This window comes from Sporosarcina sp. G11-34 (assembly GCF_026931025.1).
In genome coordinates this window covers 286,692-306,772 of the sequence record NZ_JAHNZW010000006.1, presented here as the reverse complement: position 1 = coordinate 306,772, position 20,081 = coordinate 286,692, and the positions used below count along the sequence as shown (strand labels likewise).

Sequence of the window (20,081 nt, the reverse complement as noted above, 5' to 3'; positions counted from 1 at the left end):
CTAAAAAGTGATATCGAATTGTATATTCATTACTATAATAACAAACGAATCAAACAGAAATTGGCGGGCATGAGTCCGGTACAATACCGTCTTCACACCAGCCAACAAGCTGCTTAATATAAAACTCTAACTTTAAGGGGTCACATCACCTCGGAACCGATGGCGGGCTTTTTATTTTCGATTGCGCCGGCTACAGCGCTTTGTGAATGCCTTTTATATTTATATGTTCAATATATATACACATTAGTGCTCTAATCGTTATTAATTGGGGCAAATAGGTCGCAATGGAATACATCATTCGATACGATAAATAGTATACAAAGTCAAAGGAGCAACTAGCAAATGCCCGTTACAAAAACGTTTATTATTGGTACGTTTTCAGTACCTTCCATTTGGATTGCTCTCATTACCGCGTTTGTTATTGCATATAGTGCAGTCCGTGCCCGATTTGGAAAACAAATTGCTGATCTTTTTGGGGATGCAATCTTTTACTTACTTATCGTTTGGAAGTTAAGTGTCATCCTGACTGATTTTAGTACTGTTATCAAGTCACCATTATCTATTATTTATTTTGATGGTGGACTTGTAGGTTTCTATTTCGGACTTGTTGCGGCTATCGGTAGAATTTTTATTGAAATGAAAAGAAAAAAATTTACAATAACTAATATAGCCGCGCTATTTACGGGCGTTGTAATTGTCCAAGCGGTCTATCAAATAATGATGGTATTTTTGAATGAAGGCGGATTTGTCAATCAGCTAGTGACCGTCGCTATGTTTACTACATTCCTTCTATTTCTTTGGGTGAATATTGAAAAGTCGGTTGTATGGCCATTTCAACTTGTACTAATGTTCGTATCGATTCATCTATTTGTTGCTGCTTTTCAAGTTGGTGGACTAACGGGAGCACCATTTACAGTGACGGTAGGTCTTGGCATATATTTTGCATGTATTTTATTTAGTTGGCGTGAAACGGAGGGACAAGTGTGAATAAAAAGACGTTAGGAATTATACTTACAGCTTTTGTTATTGGTACGATGATTGTACTAACTGTAAAATCGAATTTACAGGAGACGGAACCGATTGAAGAAGTAACGGGATTGGTAGATGAACAGGTTGGATTTTTAGAAGGAGATACACTTCCAGATTTTGAACTTGAAACGCTTTCCGGGGATCTCGTAAAGTTGTCGGATTACAAAGGACAAAAAGTGATTTTAAACTTTTGGGCATCTTGGTGTGGACCGTGTAAAGCAGAAATGCCACATATGGAAAATTACTACAAGAAAAGCAAAGAGGAAGATAATGTTGAAATTATCGCGGTGAATTTAATGGGCGAAGAACGAAAAGGGATTAAAGGTATTGAGGAGTTTGTGAGCGCATACGGGCTTACTTTTCCTGTACCTTTAGATACGGATGGTCTTGTTATGGATACATATGAAATACTGGCAATCCCAACGACGTATTTTCTAAATACGGACGGAACGATTGCCCATAAGCTTATGAAGCCAATGGATGAAAAGACAATCAAAAGTTATGTCGATAGTTTGAATTAAGAGAAGCCGGTTTATGCTGTCGTAATGTTCTTTTTCTGTTCATATAGTGAATGGAGGAGGGAATATTATACGCAAAAGCCGGTTTTTTTTCATTTTGTTATTCCTAATTGCTTCAGTAGCGGTCTTTTTAATCGTAGACGGTGTGCTTGGGAAAGGAAAAAACGAAGAACAAACAGTAAGTACAGTTCCAGTAATCGATGAAGCATTTTCGCTTATTCAAAAAAGAGGCGTATACCCAGTTAAAAGTGAAAAGCTTGTTGAAGGTGCTTTACGGGGAATGGCAGATGTGATTGGCGATCCGTATTCCACTTATTTGACGGGGGAAGAAGCGGCCGCACATAGGGAATCGCTTGCAGGAGAGCGAATTGGAATTGGGGCGGAGATTACTAGGACCAACGGAAAGTTTGTTATTGTAGCTCCAGTGAAATCATCCCCGGCTGAAAAAGCGGGCTTGCGTCCATATGATGAACTTGTGCGCATTGATGGGGAAAGGTTGGAGGGCGACACATTAAAAGAAGTTGTTGGGCGTATTCGGGGGAAAAAAGGGACAACGGTGGCGATGACAATTTTCAGACCCGACTTGGGGGAACATTTGGAGCTGACAGTTACGCGCGAAGTAATTTCTATGATAACGGTAGCATCAGATATAATTGAACGAGACGAGCGAAAAGTCGGTTACATATCGATTACAACGTTCGGAGAAGAAACGGCAAAAGAATGGCAGAATGAAACGGATAAGCTTCTCAAAAAGGGCGCAGAGGCTCTTATAATCGATGTTCGTGGGAACCCTGGGGGTTATTTGCACAGTGTGGGTGAAATTGCCGGTAGTTTGCTGGTGGAAGATACGGTTTTTGCATTTATGCAAGATGCAAAAGGGATCATGACACCGCTTGTAGTTGAAAAATCGGAAAAACGCGTATTTGATGAAAAGCTAAAAAAGATACCTATCGTATTATTGCAAGATAAGGGCAGTGCCTCCGCAAGTGAAGTGTTAAGTGGGGCGATGAAAGATTTAAAAAGAGGATATATTACAGGAACAACGAGCTTTGGAAAAGGAACCGTGCAGGAAACGATGGATATTTCAAATGGCGGTGAGATGAAGCTATCCACTGCGAAATGGCTAACGCCGAAAGAGACTTGGATTCATGGGAAAGGTGTGCAAGCCGATCTTTTAGTTGAGCAAAGTGGGTTGTTCGAGGAGCATATCAGATTAGTTTCCGAGGAGTTCAAAGAAGGAGATTTTAATGACGATGTTGCGTACGGCCAACGTTTACTTATTGGGCTTGGTTACAGCCTAGGACGTGAAGATGGTTATTTTGATAAGGGTACTAAGAAAGCAATTAAAGAGTTTCAAAGTGATTCAAAGGCTGAAACTAGTGGTGTAATGGATCGAGACTTTTTCAAGGCGTTAAAAGATGAAGTAGAAAAGTATAGAAATGATATCGACAATGATGCTCAATTACAGATGGCTATTGGTTATATCCATCATGTAATTTCAAAATAAAGGAATCCGGCCTAGCGTCGGATTTTTTGTATCCTTAAATGTTGTAACAAAGGATTCTTTTGTTTCCTTCACGAGCTGATCAGGTACTTGTGCTTTTCTGTACTTACTATCGAAAAATTCAAGTCTGTATTCGCATTATAGATGCTTCTTTTGATACAATAGATAGTAATGATGTTGTTGGAGAGTGTGAGGTGACGATTTGTGAAGGAGAAAATAGTATCGGATTTATTACAAGCGGTCGCGTTTTTTTTCTTGAACCCGATATTTATTATGGCACTTTTGGCTGCGGTATTGCTTGGTTATTATCGTGTGAAACGGGAAAGACGTAGCTTTAACATACGTTTACTTCCAGGATTAACAGAATTGAAACTTCTTGTATCTGAATCTTTATTCTATGCTTTTATATTATCCGTTGTTATTTTAGTTACGGGTTTGGTTGTCGATCCAGGGTGGCTTGTTTTATTTGTCGTAGCCGCAATGATTGCTCTGATTACATTTTATTATAAAATTGCATCACCGATTTATTTTGCAGCGGGCGCTTTTATTGCGCTATACTTTCTAGGAGAGTATGCAAGTGGGTTTACATATCTTGGATGGGTGGCCGGGAAGGTTGACCTTTTTGGTGAACTTGCGATAACAGTTCCCGTAATAGCGGGGCTTCTCCTCGTTGTGGAAGGGCGTTTAATCAATCGTTACGTTGCACAAAATGCATCACCTTTTTTTATGAATACAAAGCGTGGATTACAAGCAGTTGCATATAAAGGGAAGCGGCTTTGGTTACTGCCTGTATTATTTCTTATTCCCGGTGATATGATTTCCGCGTATGTTCCGTATTGGCCACAGTTTACGCTAGGCGAAACATTGTTTACATTCGTTCCAGTGCCTATTATTATAGGATTTTCACAAGTGGCACGCTCAACGTACGCCGATCTGTTGTTTCCAAAGATGGGACGAGCAATTGCACTTGTAGGGGTTGTTGTAATCGCTGTTGGTTTCGCCGCACTATGGATGCCTATGTTGGGCTGGGCAGCATTGGGAATTGGTGTCGCTGGTAGAGCCATTATATCCATCCAGACTGCGGTGGGGCAAAGGATAGGAGCCTTTGCGGTTGCACCAATTTCAAAAGGTGTTGTCATCGCGGGCATAATTCCTAATTCGCCCGCGGAGAAAATGGGTCTCGTAACAGGTGAGTGTATACGTGCCGTAAATGGGCGCCAAGTAAGTAATGAAAAAGAGTTGTATGCCGCTATTCAAGTAAATGCTGCTCATTGTCGTTTACAAGTCCTTGGTCGCGACGGGGAAGTCCGTCTTATGCAACAAGTCATTTTCCGGCATGATCATCATCGCTTAGGGCTTCTCGTCGTCCGATAAATGGTTTACTTTGGAAGGAATGCTTACAATGGAATTATTTGAAACAAAGTTACTAATGGCCCTTTTCTTGCCTGGGCTTCTTGTTATTCTTTTTACGAGAGTTACATTCCATCATATTGTTGGACTTATTTTAACGGTAGCACTTATTGCCGCATCGGTCTACGCGGGTTATACGCATGACTGGATTCTTTATGCGGCGGATGCGTTGTCGCTCACGATCGGCTTTTGGTATGCGAAGCGAATGGTTGAAAAAGCTAGAAAAAATATGTGAAACAATCGGCCGCCCCTAAATGGGGTGGTTTTTTAACTTGACTGAACGTAAGAAAAAGACCGCTTGTCCGCGGCCTTTTCACATAAACATACTATAGACAGCTAACACACCAATTGTACCAAGTACGACGGACATGACGCCGCCACCAACAATAGCGATTAGGAAAGCAACACCAGCGCCGACTACGCCGAATAAAATATTACCTTCTTGTACAAATAAAATTGCCGGAAAAATAAGTGCACCAAGAACAGCATAAGGAATATTTTTTAAAACCGCCGAAACGAGCGAAGGTAATTCTTTTCCATCAAGAAATGTCAGCGGGATCATTCGTGGAATATACGTGACAAGCGCCATTCCGAAAAGCATCCACCAATAGGCTGGTCCCATCATAATTCCTCCTTCCGCATGTACATTACTTCAGCCGCTTTTCTTTTTTTTGAATAAATAAGTTCTACTATAATTGAAGAGGCAAGGGTCGCAACGAGAATTGCCCAACCTGTGGACAAGGTTCCTGTGAAGTAAAAGAAACAGTGAATCGCTGCACCAAGCGCGGCAAGCATAATGACTTTACGATTGCCTTTCATCGAAGGCACAAGCAGTCCTACAAACATTGCATAAAGTGCTATGGACATAGCTGCTTGTAAAAAAGTTGGTAAATTAGCACCGATTATATGGCCGATTGCAGTAAAGCTAACCCAACTTCCATAGGCGATTAGTGTGACACCGAATGCAAAGGCTGTCGAAATTTTTCCTTTTACAGTCGTCGCAAGTACCGAAAAAGATTCATCGGTAATTCCAAAAGCATAAATCGATTTGATCCATTTTTTCTCTGGTTGCATCTTTTCGTTGAGCGATGCCGTCATAAGAAAGTGACGAATGTTGACGATGAATGTGTTCAAAACGATTAAAAGCGGATCTACAGCCGCTGCGATTAGGCTAAGTGATATGTATTGGGCTGCCCCAGCGTAGACGAATATACTCATAGCAGTCGCTTCAATAATCGACAAGCCAGCTGTTTTTGCGAGTAAACCAAAGGTCAGCGCAATCGGAAAGTATCCGATGGCAATACTCAGTCCAGCTTTTAATCCCGATAAAAATTGATTGTTCCGCATAATGTCACATCTTTCTTAGATAGTTTAGATGATTATACACCATATTCATGTTTTAATGGAGAGACATAAGAGAAGATTCTAAATGTATATTTTAATAGGTTAGTTGGACATACTTTCCAGTAAGAATAAGTGAGGGTGTTGAAAAATGAGCGAATGGTTTAATGTTGATAAAATTATTGAAATATCTGAGCATTATCGGGCACTAGGCCCGTTAATTGGTTTGTTATTTCCTTTTATCGAATCGTTTCTTCCTTTTTTACCGTTATTTATTTTCGTCTTTGCAAATGCAAGTGCATATGGACTGTGGTATGGTTTCGTTTTATCATGGGTCGGCACATTTGCCGGTTCGTATGTAGTCTTCCTGCTCATCAGAAAGTATGGACGTAATCGGTTTCTTCGGTTTATGACGAAAAGTGCGCGTGTCCAGACGCTTATTAAGTGGGTGGATCGAAATGGGTTTGGGCCTTTATTTCTTCTGATTTGTTTCCCTTTTACACCGTCTGCACTCGTCAATCTCGTTGCCGGACTTTCGGACATGAAGAAAAAGTATTATCTCGTCACGCTTATGGCAGGGAAATTCGTTATGATCTTTACAATAAGCTATATTGGCCACGATTTGAAAGCGTTGCTTACCCAACCAATACGGACAGCCATTGTTATCTTTGTAATTGTCCTGCTTTGGTTCGTTGGGAAGCAGATTGAATTGCGACTCAATAAAAAAGTAGAAGCAGAATTTAAATCACTATCTGCTACGCAACCCGATGAAAATTAATGGACTTGATTATCCTTGTAACCCTTTTCTATCTATTTTCACGTACAATAGATAGAAAGGGTTATAGGATTTTTTATTTGGAAAGGAAGTGAACTGTATGTCATTACGTTTTATAACCGGTAGGTCCGGGTCTGGAAAAACGATGTTCATTCAACAGGAAATTGCACGAAGTCTTGAACAAGATCCTTTGGGCGCTCCGGTATTTGTCATTGTACCTGACCAGATGTCTTTTTCGGTAGAGCATAGTTTGTCTGTCAATTTTGGATTGAAAGGAATTATTCGTGCACAAGTGTCTACGTTTAAACGACTTGCGTGGCGTGTGCTACAAGAAGCGGGTGGCATTACCCGAAAAGAAGTCGATGGATTTGGTTATCGAATGCTTGTACGAAGTGTGCTCGAAGAGAATCAAGATGAATTTAAGTTATTTAGAAAAGCAGCAAGCAAGAGAGGCTTCACAGAACAGATTGGGGATTTACTAAAAGAATTTAGCCGTTATTGCTTGGACGTTGAAGCGATGGATGAGCTATATAAATCATTAGAAGTTGCCAAAGCACCGCGTACATTACTTGACAAAGCGAGTGATTTGCAACTGCTTCTCACTAAAATCGAAGAACGACTTGGAACGACTTATGTCGATAGTGAAGGCCATCTGGCTCTCCTTTCTTCGCAAATCAAACATGCGCAAGTTTTAAAAGGGTCAGATATTTACATTGATGGATTTGAAAACTTCACGACACGAGAATATGAAATCATTGGGGAACTGATGAAGCATGCCAATCGAATTACCGTTGTTTTACCTATGGAAGACGCAACGGCCGGATTTGCAGAACATGAATTGTTTTTTAATCCGGTTCGGACATCACTTCGTCTGCGGGAAATTGCACGCGATGAATCGATTGCTGTTGAAGAAGATGTATATATGACAGAGACAAAAAGATTCGAAAACGATGATTTACGTCATATGGAGGCAGAATTTGACCATTATCCCGCACAGCAAAAAGTGTCGGAAGGAAATATACAACTGATTGAAGCAGGAGACCGTCGTGCGGAAATACATGCTGTCGCACGTGGTATACGTAAATCTATGATGGATGGCAAAAGATATAAAGATATTTCCATATTGTATAGACAACCGGAAAAATACGATGAGTTGATTGAAACTATTTTCCCACATTACGATATTCCGGTCTTTATAAGTCGGAAGAAACCGATGTTGCATCATCCACTTATCGAGTTTTCACGATCGGTTTTGGAAGCAGTGACGTCGGGTTGGTCGTACGAGTCGGTATTTCGTGCAGTGAAGACCGATTTGTTTTTTCCACACGGAGAAGATAAGAAATTATGGCGTGACCGAGCGGATCGTCTTGAAAACTATGTGCTTGCGCATGGAATTTATGGGGCCCGTTGGTATGATGATGCGCGTTGGAAAGTGAAGAAGTATCGTGGACTTGAGCTGTACTCGGATATACAAACGGACGACGAAAAAGCGATGGAACTCGACTTGCATGTAGTTCGCAATCAGTTACGGGAGCCGCTTAGCGTCTTTGAAAAACAAGTGAAGCAGTCAAAAAATGGACAAGACGTTGCGGAAGCCCTGTTTGTATTTATGGAAAAGCTGCGTATTTACGATAAGATTATTGACTTACGTGCGGAAGAAGAACGTGCGGGGCGTCTTCTTGGAGCCACGGAGCACGAACAGGCGTGGAATGGTTGGATTAACGTATTGGATCAGTTTGTACTTATGTTTGGCGACAAAAAGATGAATTCAAAAGAAGCGGCCCGTATTTTAGATGAAGGCTTCGATTCGCTCGAGTTTACAAGAATTCCTCCTTCACTTGATCAAGTGACTGTCTCGACGATCGAGATTTCAAGTTTAATGGATATTGACGTTGTTTATGTGCTTGGGGTGAATGACGGTGTGCTTCCACAGCGCATTGACAATGAAGGGATCTTGTCGGATGTGGACCGGGAGTGGTTCAGTGAAATTGGATTTGAGCTGGCGCCGACTTCAAAAATGAAGCTGATGGATGAAACATTTATGGCGTATCGAGCGTTTACAGCACCGCGAGAGCGTCTATATGTATCTTATCCAGTTGCCGACGAAGAAGGAAAAGCACTTATTCCATCGTTGTATATTACTCGAATTCAGCAACTTCTACCCGGTACGAAAACGATGTACGCAGTAACAGATCCGTCCGAACTGCCTGACGAAGAAAATGCCTTTGATTATATAAGTCATCCGCGTGCGGCTTTACCGTATGTTGCGATGAAACTAAGGGAAGTACAAATGTTGGGTGAGTTATCTCCGAAGTGGACAGCGGTGCTTGCTTATTATGAAAAGGATTTGTATTGGTCTTCCATTTCAAAAGGAATTATTGGAGCTATGGAAGGGCGTGGAGAAACGGAGCGACTTCGACCTGAAATGACGGCGGGCTTATACGGAGAATCGTTTGTTTCGAGTGTTTCGCGGATTGAGTCGTATTATAGTTGTCCGTTTCAACATTTCGCATCGTATGGACTTGGTCTTCGTGAACGGTCGGAGTATACATTGGAAGCACCAGCAATCGGAGATCTATTTCATGCGGCATTGAAATGGGTGTCTGACGAAGTGATGCGGCTTAACAAATCATGGGCAGAACTTACAAGGGAAGAATGTTGGAAGTTGGCGCAGGATGCCGTTGAAGATCTATCACCGTATTTCTTTAACCGCATTTTATTGTCGACGAATCGATATGTCTATATTCAACGGAAGCTGACGCGGATTATTCAACGGACGATTTATTCACTCAATACGCAAGCGAAATCGACCCGGTTTAAACCGGTTGCAATCGAGGCGGCTTTCGGACCGGGTGAGGAATTACCTTCGTTGAAAATCCCGCTTCGCCGAGGGGATACGATGCAGATGCGTGGTCGGATTGACCGCATCGATGCGACGGAAATCGATGGAAAAAGCTATGTTCGTGTCGTCGATTATAAGTCTTCTGCACGTGCGCTCGATTTGTCTGAAGTTTATTATGGCTTGTCTCTTCAAATGATGACGTATTTAGATGTCGCGTTGGAAAATGCGGATGATTGGCTCGGAGTGTATGCGGATCCAGCCGGGGTTTTGTATATGCATGTCCATAATCCGATGATTCGTCCAGGAACAGAACTTTCGCTGGCATCGTTAGAAGAGGAAATTGCGAAATCATTTAAGATGAAAGGCTACCTTCTTGACCTTCCGAATGTTGTCGAAGGAATGGATGCGGATATTAACCAGTCGTCATCGATTATTCCAGCGGGATTTAAAAAAGATGGAACGTTTACGAAAGCGTCGAAAGTTGTGTCGAAGGACGATATGCAAATGATGCGTTCATATGTCAGAACAAGACATCAAATGGCTGGAAATGCGATGCTTGCAGGAGATACACGAGTCTACCCGTACAAACTGCGTGATAAGATGCCGTGTGAGTATTGTGCATATCGTCCGGTTTGTCAGTTTGACGAGACAGATCCGGTCCATGCGTACAGATCCTATGATGTAATGGATGCGGACGAGTCGCTTGAAAAAATGCGTAAGGAGGTGGGTGCGGATGATGAACATACCCGTGAAACCTGAGGGGCTTACATTTACGGATGCCCAGTGGACGGCCATTTGGGCGTCTGGTAAAGATATACTTGTCTCTGCAGCCGCAGGGTCGGGAAAGACGAAAGTACTTATCACCCGAATGATTGAAAAGGTAATCGACGAACAAAATCCAATCGATGTGGATCAATTGCTCGTTGTGACGTTTACAAATGCGTCTGCTGCTGAAATGAGACATCGAATGGCGGAAGCGCTTGAAGAAGCGATTACGGAAAACCCAGAGTCGGTCCATTTGCGCAGACAACTAAATTTGTTGAATAAAGCTCAAATATCTACGCTGCATTCTTTTTGTCAAAACGTTGTACGGCAATATGCATATTTACTTGATATCGATCCGGGATTTCGTCTTGTGGACAGTACGGAAGCGGCATTGCTTCGAGACGATGCGATTGGGGACGTATTGGAAAAGGCATATAGTGCAGAAAATCCCGAAGCGATGTACCGTCTTGCAGATAGCTTTTCATCGGACCGGGATGATCGTCAGATTGAAACACTAATTGATCGATTATACGACTATTCGCGGGTGCATCCGTTACCTGAAGAATGGTTGCGATTTATCCCGACGCAGTATGAAATCGAAAATGTCGAATCAATTGATGAACTCGATTTTATAGGGCCACTAAAAACATCCATTCGTCATTCACTTGAGGAAGCCGCGGCGCTAACTGGAGATTTAAGACGGATTGCACTCATGCCAGACGGACCCGAACCGCTTGCTACGACGGCGGAAACTGACTTAATGTGGATTGACGAAGCAATACGGCGTATTACGACGGGGACATGGGAAGAAACCTATGAATTTTTTGGTACGGTGAAATGGGTCAGGGCGGGTACGATTCGCAAAGATTCATGTGATGAAGAACTAGCCAAACGGGCAAAAGCTATTCGCGATGTTGTGAAAAAGGTCGTCACTGACTTGAAAGAGGATTATTTTACGAGAACGCCCGCACGTTTACTTGAGGAAATTCGTTTAATGGCACCGGCGATGCATACACTTGTCGACCTCGTGATTGATTTCGGGGAACGTTATGAAAAAGTGAAAAGTGATAAAGGCATTGTTGACTTTTCGGACCTTGAACATTATGCGCTTCGGATTTTATCAAAAGAAGAAGACGGGCAACTTATGCCGTCCGATATCGCTTTGGATTATCGAAATCGATTTGAGGAAGTGCTTGTCGATGAATACCAAGATGTAAATATGTTACAGGAGACGATTGTTCGGCTTGTCAAACGCGGCGGCGAAGAAGATGGCAATCTGTTTATGGTAGGTGACGTGAAGCAGTCCATTTACCGATTCCGCCTTGCCGAACCGATGCTGTTTCTTGGTAAATACAATCGTTTCAAAGGATTAACGGATGACGGTGGACTGAAAATCGATTTGAATGCCAATTTTAGAAGTCGAAAAGAAGTCCTGGATGCGACGAATTTTATTTTCTCGCAAGTAATGGGGAAGCGTGTTGGTGAAATCGAATACGATGAGGCGGCGGCATTGAAATACGGCGCACAGTATCCTGAAAAGCCTATTTCGACAGAGCTTACGATTCTTTATGAAGACGATGAAGAAGATATGATTGACGATGGATCAGCAGAAGTTCCGGATGAAAGTTTGAAAAGTTCGCAAGCAGAAGCACGGTTCATGATTAAGAAGATCAATGAATTAATGGCATCGGGTGCGGAAGTAACGGATGCATTTAGTGATAAAAAACGTCCACTTGAGTACCGAGATATTGTCATTTTAATGCGTTCGATGACGTGGTCGGGTGAAATTGTAGAACAGTTTAAACTGGCGGGAATTCCTGGATATGCGGAATTATCTCGTGGTTATTTCGATGCACTTGAAGTGATGATTATGTTAAATACATTACGTGTCATTGACAATCCATATCAAGATATTCCGTTGGTTTCTGTTCTTCGTTCACCGTTTATCGGCATGACGGAAAACGAACTTGCGCAAGTACGACTAGCCGCAACGAACGAGCCATTTTATGAGGCATTGAAAAAGTTCATACGTACGGGCGGTTCGGGAATAATGCCGGAAACGCAGAAAAAATTGGAAAAGTTTTATAGGCAATTTGAAGAGTGGCGGAATCTTGCAAGGCGTGGTTCGCTTTCCGAACTGATTTGGCAAGTGTATACAGACACCCATTATTATGAAATCGTTGGCGCGATGCCTAATGGCAAACAGCGGCAAGCGAATTTGCGTGCCCTTCACGACCGCGCGATTGATTATGAAAAAACATCATTTCGTGGTCTATTTCGCTTTCTTCGCTTTGTGGATCGGATGCGTAAACGTGGGGATGACCTTGGAGAAGCACGTTCACTCAGTGAAAAAGAAAACGTCGTTCGTATTATGACCATTCACTCATCAAAAGGTTTGGAGTTTCCGTACGTATTCATTGCGGGGGCGGGTCGTAAGTTCAATAAAATGGATTTCAATGAAGCGTATTTGTTTGATCAACATTTCGGTCTTGCAGTGAAGGCAATTGACCCCGACAATCGAATCACGTATACATCACTACCATTTCTTGCGATGAAAGAAAAGAAAGAATTGGAAATGCGTGCGGAAGAAATGCGTATTTTGTACGTCGCGATGACGCGTGCGAAAGAGCATCTGCAAATTATTGCATCTGTTAAAGATATTGAAAGAGAAATTGGGAAATGGCAAGATGCACAATTGGTTGATCCGGCGTTAATGCTTCCCGAATATACACGGTCCCGTGCGAATGGGTATTTAGACTGGATTGGTCCCTCAGTCGCGAGACATCAAGCATTTGGGAAGTTCGGTGTGATTCAAGGGGGGCAGTTCGTCGAAAACCCTTCTGAATGGAAAATCGATGCGCTTCCATTTTCGGCGGTCTATGATGCTGTTCAAGAAGTGCAAGTCGAAGAAGTGGAAAGGGTGCCAGTAGAGCTGGACGAAGAGGCCTTTGCTGAAGTAAAACGTCGTTTTGATTGGACATATCCACATGTGAATTCCGTAACAAAGCGTTCGAAACAAACGGTAAGCGAATTAAAAAGGCTCGCGTTACTTGAACAAGCTGAAGAAGATCCATTCATGGAAAATGGGGATGAAGTAAGCACTGCATATCTTCATGACCGCCCCGAATTCATGAGGATACGCGCATTGTCCTCGGCGGAAATTGGAACGGCTATGCATACGATTATGCAACATATCGACATTCGGAAATCGCATAGTGTTCAAACTGTCGAAGGGCTTATTAAAGACCTGGAAGCGCGACAATTACTGACAAAAGAAGAAGCAAAAGTGGTCAATGTAAGCTCCGTTGCGGCATTTTTTCAGACTTCAATTGCGAAACGTTTAATGATTGCAGAGAAAACCTTCCGTGAATTACCGTTTACGTACGCACATGACGACGGAGATGGGGATTATCAGATCTTGCAAGGAATTGCGGACTGTTTGTTTAAAGAAGCTGATGGTTGGGTGTTACTTGATTATAAAACGGACCGGGTAAGTAGGCATTACGGTTCGGATCAGGAAATAGAGCAGGAAATGCAACAGCGTTATGGCATTCAGCTCATGCTTTACAAGCAGGCTATTGAAGCGATTGTTAATATAGAAATTAAAGAGATGGTTCTCTATCTGTTTGACGGAAACAGGACTGTGCAAATACAGGGGGAAGAAATTTGAAGTTAACACCAGTTACGCTAGGAAATCGAATCGAAACGCTGGATATTATGCGCGGATTCGCACTGCTTGGGATTTTTATCGCAAATATGCTTCATTTTCATTCGCCGTATCTTTACTTTGATCCATTCACTTGGTTTAGTACACCTGGTGATGCCGAGGCATTTAAGTGGATTGATATTTTTGTAGAAGGTAGTTTTTATCCGATATTTGCTATGCTTTTCGGTTATGGTTTGAATATGCAATATGAGAAATCGATTGCGAACGGATTACCATTCGCACCGATAGCGGCAAGACGACTTGGAATCCTTGCTTTTATCGGGGTCTTGCACGCATTATTTTTATGGTACGGGGATGTCTTGTTCACGTATGCGATTATGGGATTTGTTATTATTGCCTTAGTTCGAATCCCTGCGAAGTGGTTAGTGCCGCTTGCGGCGGTAATATATATCGTTCCGACTAGTTTACTCTATGTGATTACTAAATTGCTCCCGGGTATGGATGGCTATGCGGATATTCATCAAATCGAGCTTTCGATAAGTGCATATGCATATGGTACATATAGCGAGCTTTTTGTTTTTCGATTATTTGAATGGCTGGTGTTCGGTTTTAGTAGTACATTTATGGGATTTTTTATCGTTTTGCCAATTATCATGATAGGTGTTGCCTTATCGAAATGGCAAATAGTCGAACGATCAAATGAATTAAAAGGTCGAATTGTAGCTTTAACGGTTGGTGCGCTCGCGCTTGGTATTTGGCTCAAAGCATTGCCGTATATCGGGGAACCGACAGCGGACGTAGTTATGATACAAGATACTTTTGGCGGTGTTATTTTAGCCGCGGGTTACGTTGGTGTGATGTTGTATCTATTTTCAATACCACTTTTTAAAACGGTGTTTAAACCGATTGCAAAAGTCGGGCGGATGTCACTGACGACATACATTACACAGTCCGTTGTCGCTACGACGATTTTTTATTCTTATGGATTTGGGTTATATGGAAAAATAGATCTTGTAACAGGAACGTGGATTGCAGTTGGCGTATTTTCAATTCAAGTAATTATTGCGGAGTTATGGTTATCCAAATTCAAAATGGGTCCACTTGAGTGGCTATGGAGAAAAGGGACCTACGGAAAAGTTTTGTAGGATAAAGAGGATAAACAGAGTGATTTGTCGTAATAAGAGGGTACAGGGAACATATATGAGAAGGGATGGATTTTGATGAAGTTACTGTCTTTCCGTTATGAGGGTATAACATTATTCGGTCCGAAAGTTAAGAAAGAAGAAGCGGTTTGGAATGTACAAGCGATTGCTGAAGAATACGATGTAGACGATTTCCCGAAAACGATGATAGAGGGAATAGCGTCCGGCCTCGATTTCGTTGAAAAAATACGGAAACTTGTAGAGCAAGCCGGGCAAGATACGGATGCGAACCGTTTTAAACTTAGATTTGAGGCAATCGAGTGGCTTTCACCGGTTCCAAGAACACCTAAAAATGTCCTTTGCGTAGGGAAAAACTATGCAGATCATGCTGCTGAAATGGGAGCCGATGCGCCACCAGAAAAATTGATGATTTTCACAAAGTCCCCAACTTCAATCGCTGCTGATGAGCAGGAACTTTCTGTGCATGCGGACATAACGGAAAATCTAGACTATGAAGGAGAACTTGCTGTCGTTATTGGAAAAGGGGGCCAAAACATTCCCAAGCAATTAGCATATGATTATGTTTTTGGCTATACAATTGCGAATGATATAACAGCACGCGATATTCAAACAAATCATGGTCAGTTTTTCCTTGGTAAAAGTTTAGAAGGATCATGTCCAATGGGACCTTATCTCGTAACGAAAGCTGAGATGCCGAATCCACAAAAGTTATCCGTTGTTACGAAAGTGAATGGTGACGTCAGACAAAATGGTAATACTGAAACAATGATTTTTAAAATAGACGAATTGATAGCAGAAATATCTCGTTTTGTAACGCTTGAACCGGGTGATGTTATTTTAACAGGAACACCTGCGGGAGTAGGGAAAGCTATGAATCCACCTTCATTTTTAAGAAGAGGGGATGTTGTTAATGTATCAATTGAAGGAATAGGAACCCTTTCAAACCGTTTCATGTGAGCAAACTTCCATATTATGATAAGCTTATCTAGTAATAAATTTAATTAACTGAGGTGAACGTTATGGACTTTTTATCAAACACTACCCATCTACATATCTTCACATGGGTTGTTGGAGTTATCTTGTTTTTAGTAGCTGCTGTAATGGCAAGTGGTTCGAAAGGCCAGAAAATTGTACATATGACAGCTCGTTTATTTTATGTGCTGATTTTACTATCAGGACTTTTGCTGTTCATAAGATATATGAGCATGGATGGGGCGCTTTACGGCGTTAAATTCCTACTTGGTTTTGCAACAATTGGTATGATGGAAATGGTGCTCGTTCGTTCGAATAAAGGGAAAAGCGTTTCCGTTTTATGGATTCTGTTTTTTGTCTTTTTATTCGCAACGATGTTCCTCGGCTTCAAACTTCCAATTGGAATTGATTGGTTCGCATAATGAATAGGGAAGGCGCCCGTTAGTATATTACTAACGGGCGTTTTTTTGAGCGAATAGATATGTTGGAACGGCGTCTTCGCTGGATGTCCACTCATTGTCCCGTATTGTCCACTCTTTTTGGATTAATCTCCACTCTATCAACTCGATTGTCCGCTGAAATAATGCGTTCCTATTAAAATGCCTACAGTTCGTATTCGTTTGCTTAACCTGCTATATATAATAGATATTCACAAATATGACCTATTTCCAATGATCTCTTGCATTAAATCGTTAAATGAATGGCGGCATGCTCTAGTGTTTGGTAAAATAACGAGTGATAGCGTGTTTTTATAGGAGGCTTTTTTTATGAGGATGAATAGATGGGTTGGATTTTTAACTTCAATAGTAGTACTTTTCTCTATTCTTAATCCGGCAAGCGTAATGGCGAAAGAAGGACGTACGCTTGAGGACGAAAGTATATATGATCTTCTTGTTGACCGATTTGATAACGGAAACTTCACAAATGATGAAAATATCGATACTCAAGATATGAGTGCATTCAGTGGGGGGGACTTCGCGGGCATCATCAACCGAATTGATTATATATCGGAAATGGGTTTCACAATGATTTCGCTAGGGTCCATCTTTGCTACGGAGACATATGATGGAAGTCATGTGCTCAATTATGAAACGCTAGAACCACATTTTGGTTCTAACGATGAACTTGCAGAATTGATTGAAGTGGCTCATGGGAAAAAGATGTCGATTATGGCGGACTTTCCTTTCAGTGGTGTGAGTGCAAACCACATTTGGGCAAAAGACGGCTTGTTCACTAGCACACCGGCAGATAAAGGAACGATTGATTGGGATAGTTCCGATAAGTTAGTGAAAGAAGCGTTGAAAAATGCGGTTATTGCATTTGTCGAAGAACATCATTTGGACGGCATTCGATTGACTAAACTTGATGGTTTTGACACGGCTTATATTAATGAAGTCATTGAAGCGATAAAAGAAATACAACCAGATATATACGTCATTTCAAATGAAGCAGTTGAAGCTAATTTCGATGCAGTACCTAATAATGACAAAGGTGAGGCACTGAAGGAAACATTTGTATCGTTCGATTCAGATTCCAAATCACTTATTTTATTTGAAGATCAGGCTAAAATGGAATTCATTCAGTTAGATGAATTATCAGGGCCACGTTTCACTTTTGATATGGTAGAAAAAAGAATGTTTCCGCCAACAAGATGGAAACTTGCTACTACAGCGTTGTTTACTTTACCGGGCATTCCAGTGGTGACGTATGGTACTGAAATTGCGGTCAACGGGGAATCAGCACCTCAAAGTCATCCACTCGTAAACTTTAAGACGGATATGGAGTTATATGACTTTATTGGGGACTTAAACAAACTGCGTAATCAGTCAGAAGCACTTCGAAATGGTGATTATGAAATTTTGCATAATGAAGATGGTTTTATCGTATATAAAGTTGCGAATGAAGATGAAACTTGGATTGTTGCATTAAATAATTCAACAACTACGTCAAACTTTGAATTTCCAAAAGAGCTTGTTGGGGAAAAGAAAAAGTTGCGTGGTGTACTTGATGGCGATCTTGTAAAAGAAGCAGACGATGGTGTATTCCGTGTTGTGTTAAACCGAGAAATTGCCGAAATTTATATTGTAGAAGAAGATAAAGGATTTAACACACCTTATCTAATTGCGTCAATTCTTATCTATGTCCTATTCTTAAGTTTCCTTTTCATTGTATGGAGAAGAGGGAAAAAGAGCGGTCAACAATCAGTAGAGAAATAAGTAAAGGCTCCTAAATCGACTGTGAATGTCGGTTAGGAGCCTTTTGTATGTGTTCATGAGGCGCTTTCACTTTTCGTATTATTTTACAAATTGTACATCTCGTAAGTGGAGGATATTGGATGTGTCGACCGAAAATCCTGTAATTGAATTACTAACACCCGTCAAATATTCTGGATGATTCAAAAAGATTAACGGGGCATCTTTAACGAGTTCTTCCTGTGCTTCTTTATATATTTGTGCGCGTTTATCGGGATCTGATTCGTGACGTCCTCCATCTAGAAGATCATCTACTACAGGAGAACCATACCATGTAGCATTTGGCGGAACACCTTTCACTGATGAATGGAATAGGGAGAATAGACCGTTATCTCCATCTGCTAGTGAGTTACTCCAACTTAGCATGAACATATTATGTTCTCCGGCTCTAAGTTTTTCAAGGTATGCTCCAAACTCCATTTGTTCAACTGTAATTTCTATATTCAGTTCTTTTAATGTATCTTGCAGAAGAACGGCAATATCAATACGTTGTGGATTGTCATTTGTCCAAATACTTGCCTTAAATCCATCTTCGTATCCCGCTTCTTTCATTAGTTTTTTAGCTTCTTCCACGTCATATTCAATTCCCTTTAAATCTGGTGAATAGCCGAATGATTTTGGTGCAAGGGGACCTTCTGCCGGAATGGCAAATCCATCATAAACACCATCGATAACTTCTTGTTTATTTACCATCATTGATACAGCCCTGCGTACTTTAACATCGTCGAATGGTGGTTTGTTCAGATTAAATCCGATAAATGTAAGTGCAGTAGATGGTGTTTGAATTATTTTTGCATGATCACTATCATTAATAACCGCGACTTCATTCGGTTGTACATGTTCAATTACTTGTGCAAAACCACGCTCAAGATCTGCCTTACGCGTCCCACTTTCCGGAACGATTTTGAAAGTTACTGTATCTACGTGGGCTAACTTATCCCAATACTCTTCGTTACGTACGAGTTTAACTTCAGAGCCCGGTGCCCAACTTTCAAATTTGAAATAGCCGGTACCAACTGGATTTTGTGAAATAACAGAGCCGGCATCTTCGCCTTTTTCCATCGCAGCATAATCGGCTTCAATCGATTTAGGACTAATGATGGCACCACCACCATGTGTAAGATGTGTAATAATTGGTGAGAACGGATATTCAGTCGTTATACGAACCGTATAGTCGTCTACAACTTCTACGTTAGAAATCATTTCGAACGTATTGTATTTCGAGGATGCTACTTTAGGATCAAGTATACGATCAAGGCTTGCTTTCACTGCATCTGCATTAAATATTTCGCCGTCGTGAAACTTTACGCCTTCACGTAACTTGAACTCATACGTTGTTTCATCAATTGCCTCCCATTCTTCTGCGAGACTTGGAATTAGATTGTTGTCCGCATCACGTTTCACGAGATTCTCAAAAATATTGAATTGGATATTCGAAGAAGGAACATCGTTTGAACCTGCTGGATCCATTGTAGATGCATCGGAATGGGCCGCTATTACTAGGTCACCGCCTTCAATTGGTTCACCTGTCCCTTTTTCTTCAGCCTTGTCTTTATTATCGTTCGTATTGTCTTTTGACTTGGAATCTTTGTCGCTACCGCTGCCATCGCCCGCACATGCTGCGAGAATCATAGAAAGCAGAAGTATGATAGCGAAAAACCACTTTTTATTACTTTTCCCCATAAAAAATAACCCCCCCATTACTTTTGTATGTATTACCTACTAAAGCAGTACATATTAAACAATATACCATAGAAAATAGACTTCAACAATGAGGTATTTAATTACTTCGAATATTTAAAAATATATTGAATGATAGAATATAAAAAGGTCGTGGAATATT

16 protein-coding genes are annotated in these 20,081 nt (G+C 41.3%); 13 read left to right on the top strand and 3 right to left on the bottom strand.

Annotation, left to right across the window (positions count from 1 at the left end; all coding sequences use genetic code 11):
* The 6 genes from KSU66_RS11055 to KSU66_RS11030 all read left to right on the top strand — a co-directional run.
* Nucleotides 1-117: IS3 family transposase (locus tag KSU66_RS11055; protein WP_269051522.1), on the top strand; the 117-nt coding region annotated here is incomplete at its 5' end.
* 225 nt (nt 118-342) lie between these two features.
* A complete protein-coding gene (locus KSU66_RS11050; RefSeq protein ID WP_269051496.1) occupies nt 343-987 on the top strand; it encodes a hypothetical protein in 645 nt (214 codons plus the stop codon).
* The gene (locus KSU66_RS11045; protein ID WP_269051495.1) at nt 984-1,550 is read left to right on the top strand and encodes a redoxin domain-containing protein; all 567 of its coding nucleotides are present in this window, start codon (nt 984-986) and stop codon (nt 1,548-1,550) included. The genes KSU66_RS11050 and KSU66_RS11045 overlap by 4 nt, the downstream gene beginning before the upstream one ends.
* A 94-nt stretch (nt 1,551-1,644) precedes the next feature.
* Nucleotides 1,645-3,054, top strand: a complete 1,410-nt coding sequence (locus KSU66_RS11040; RefSeq protein WP_269051494.1) for a S41 family peptidase — start codon at nt 1,645-1,647, stop codon at nt 3,052-3,054.
* Nucleotides 3,055-3,255: 201 nt separating this feature from the next.
* A complete protein-coding gene (locus KSU66_RS11035) occupies nt 3,256-4,425 on the top strand; it encodes a PDZ domain-containing protein (protein ID WP_269051493.1) in 1,170 nt (389 codons plus the stop codon).
* 28 nt (nt 4,426-4,453) lie between these two features.
* On the top strand, nt 4,454-4,696 hold the full coding sequence (locus KSU66_RS11030; RefSeq protein WP_269051492.1) for a CsbA family protein: 243 nt from the start codon (nt 4,454-4,456) through the stop codon (nt 4,694-4,696).
* Between the two features lie 78 nt (nt 4,697-4,774).
* Here KSU66_RS11030 and KSU66_RS11025 read toward each other — a convergent pair whose 3' ends face one another.
* Both KSU66_RS11025 and KSU66_RS11020 read right to left on the bottom strand, forming a co-directional pair.
* Complete coding sequence (locus tag KSU66_RS11025) at nt 4,775-5,083, bottom strand: AzlD domain-containing protein (RefSeq protein ID WP_269051491.1); 309 nt, start codon at nt 5,081-5,083, stop codon at nt 4,775-4,777.
* Entirely contained in the window at nt 5,083-5,808 is a 726-nt protein-coding gene (locus KSU66_RS11020; RefSeq protein WP_269051490.1) for an AzlC family ABC transporter permease, read from the bottom strand. Before KSU66_RS11020 ends, KSU66_RS11025 begins: the two co-directional genes overlap by 1 nt.
* Before the next feature lie 145 nt (nt 5,809-5,953).
* Between KSU66_RS11020 and KSU66_RS11015 the strand changes: the two genes are divergently transcribed.
* From KSU66_RS11015 to KSU66_RS10985, 7 genes are all read left to right on the top strand, one after another.
* A complete protein-coding gene (locus KSU66_RS11015; RefSeq protein WP_269051489.1) occupies nt 5,954-6,580 on the top strand; it encodes a TVP38/TMEM64 family protein in 627 nt (208 codons plus the stop codon).
* A gap of 97 nt (nt 6,581-6,677) precedes the next feature.
* The gene (gene addB / locus KSU66_RS11010; RefSeq protein ID WP_269051488.1) at nt 6,678-10,178 is read left to right on the top strand and encodes a helicase-exonuclease AddAB subunit AddB; all 3,501 of its coding nucleotides are present in this window, start codon (nt 6,678-6,680) and stop codon (nt 10,176-10,178) included.
* Nucleotides 10,156-13,854, top strand: a complete 3,699-nt coding sequence (gene addA, locus KSU66_RS11005) for a helicase-exonuclease AddAB subunit AddA (RefSeq protein ID WP_269051521.1) — start codon at nt 10,156-10,158, stop codon at nt 13,852-13,854. Before addB ends, addA begins: the two co-directional genes overlap by 23 nt.
* Nucleotides 13,851-14,996 carry a DUF418 domain-containing protein gene (locus KSU66_RS11000; RefSeq protein WP_269051487.1) on the top strand — a complete coding sequence of 382 codons (1,146 nt, stop codon included), beginning with the start codon at nt 13,851-13,853 and terminating at the stop codon, nt 14,994-14,996. The genes addA and KSU66_RS11000 overlap by 4 nt, the downstream gene beginning before the upstream one ends.
* A 75-nt stretch (nt 14,997-15,071) precedes the next feature.
* Nucleotides 15,072-15,971, top strand: coding sequence for a fumarylacetoacetate hydrolase family protein (locus KSU66_RS10995; protein ID WP_269051520.1), 900 nt, complete (start codon nt 15,072-15,074; stop codon nt 15,969-15,971).
* Between the two features lie 62 nt (nt 15,972-16,033).
* Nucleotides 16,034-16,408 carry a YisL family protein gene (locus KSU66_RS10990; protein ID WP_269051486.1) on the top strand — a complete coding sequence of 125 codons (375 nt, stop codon included), beginning with the start codon at nt 16,034-16,036 and terminating at the stop codon, nt 16,406-16,408.
* Between the two features lie 345 nt (nt 16,409-16,753).
* Nucleotides 16,754-18,202 (top strand): alpha-amylase family glycosyl hydrolase, encoded by a 1,449-nt coding sequence (locus tag KSU66_RS10985; protein ID WP_269051485.1) that lies wholly within the window; start codon nt 16,754-16,756, stop codon nt 18,200-18,202.
* Between the two features lie 78 nt (nt 18,203-18,280).
* Here KSU66_RS10985 and KSU66_RS10980 read toward each other — a convergent pair whose 3' ends face one another.
* Nucleotides 18,281-19,921 carry a glutathione ABC transporter substrate-binding protein gene (locus KSU66_RS10980; RefSeq protein ID WP_269051484.1) on the bottom strand — a complete coding sequence of 547 codons (1,641 nt, stop codon included), beginning with the start codon at nt 19,919-19,921 and terminating at the stop codon, nt 18,281-18,283.
* Nucleotides 19,922-20,081: the final 160 nt, after the last annotated feature.

What these genes read in the sequence shown, in the direction of transcription:
- KSU66_RS11050 (WP_269051496.1), top strand. Translation starts at nt 343, where the DNA reads ATGCCCGTTACAAAAACGTTTATTATTGGTACGTTTTCAGTACCTTCC.
- KSU66_RS11030 (WP_269051492.1), top strand. Translation starts at nt 4,454, where the DNA reads ATGGAATTATTTGAAACAAAGTTACTAATGGCCCTTTTCTTGCCTGGG.
- KSU66_RS11025 (WP_269051491.1), bottom strand. Translation starts at nt 5,083, where the DNA reads ATGGGACCAGCCTATTGGTGGATGCTTTTCGGAATGGCGCTTGTCACG.
- KSU66_RS11020 (WP_269051490.1), bottom strand. Translation starts at nt 5,808, where the DNA reads ATGCGGAACAATCAATTTTTATCGGGATTAAAAGCTGGACTGAGTATT.
- KSU66_RS11015 (WP_269051489.1), top strand. Translation starts at nt 5,954, where the DNA reads ATGAGCGAATGGTTTAATGTTGATAAAATTATTGAAATATCTGAGCAT.
- addB (WP_269051488.1), top strand. Translation starts at nt 6,678, where the DNA reads ATGTCATTACGTTTTATAACCGGTAGGTCCGGGTCTGGAAAAACGATG.
- addA (WP_269051521.1), top strand. Translation starts at nt 10,156, where the DNA reads ATGAACATACCCGTGAAACCTGAGGGGCTTACATTTACGGATGCCCAG.
- KSU66_RS10995 (WP_269051520.1), top strand. Translation starts at nt 15,072, where the DNA reads ATGAAGTTACTGTCTTTCCGTTATGAGGGTATAACATTATTCGGTCCG.
- KSU66_RS10990 (WP_269051486.1), top strand. Translation starts at nt 16,034, where the DNA reads ATGGACTTTTTATCAAACACTACCCATCTACATATCTTCACATGGGTT.
- KSU66_RS10985 (WP_269051485.1), top strand. Translation starts at nt 16,754, where the DNA reads ATGAGGATGAATAGATGGGTTGGATTTTTAACTTCAATAGTAGTACTT.
- KSU66_RS10980 (WP_269051484.1), bottom strand. Translation starts at nt 19,921, where the DNA reads ATGGGGAAAAGTAATAAAAAGTGGTTTTTCGCTATCATACTTCTGCTT.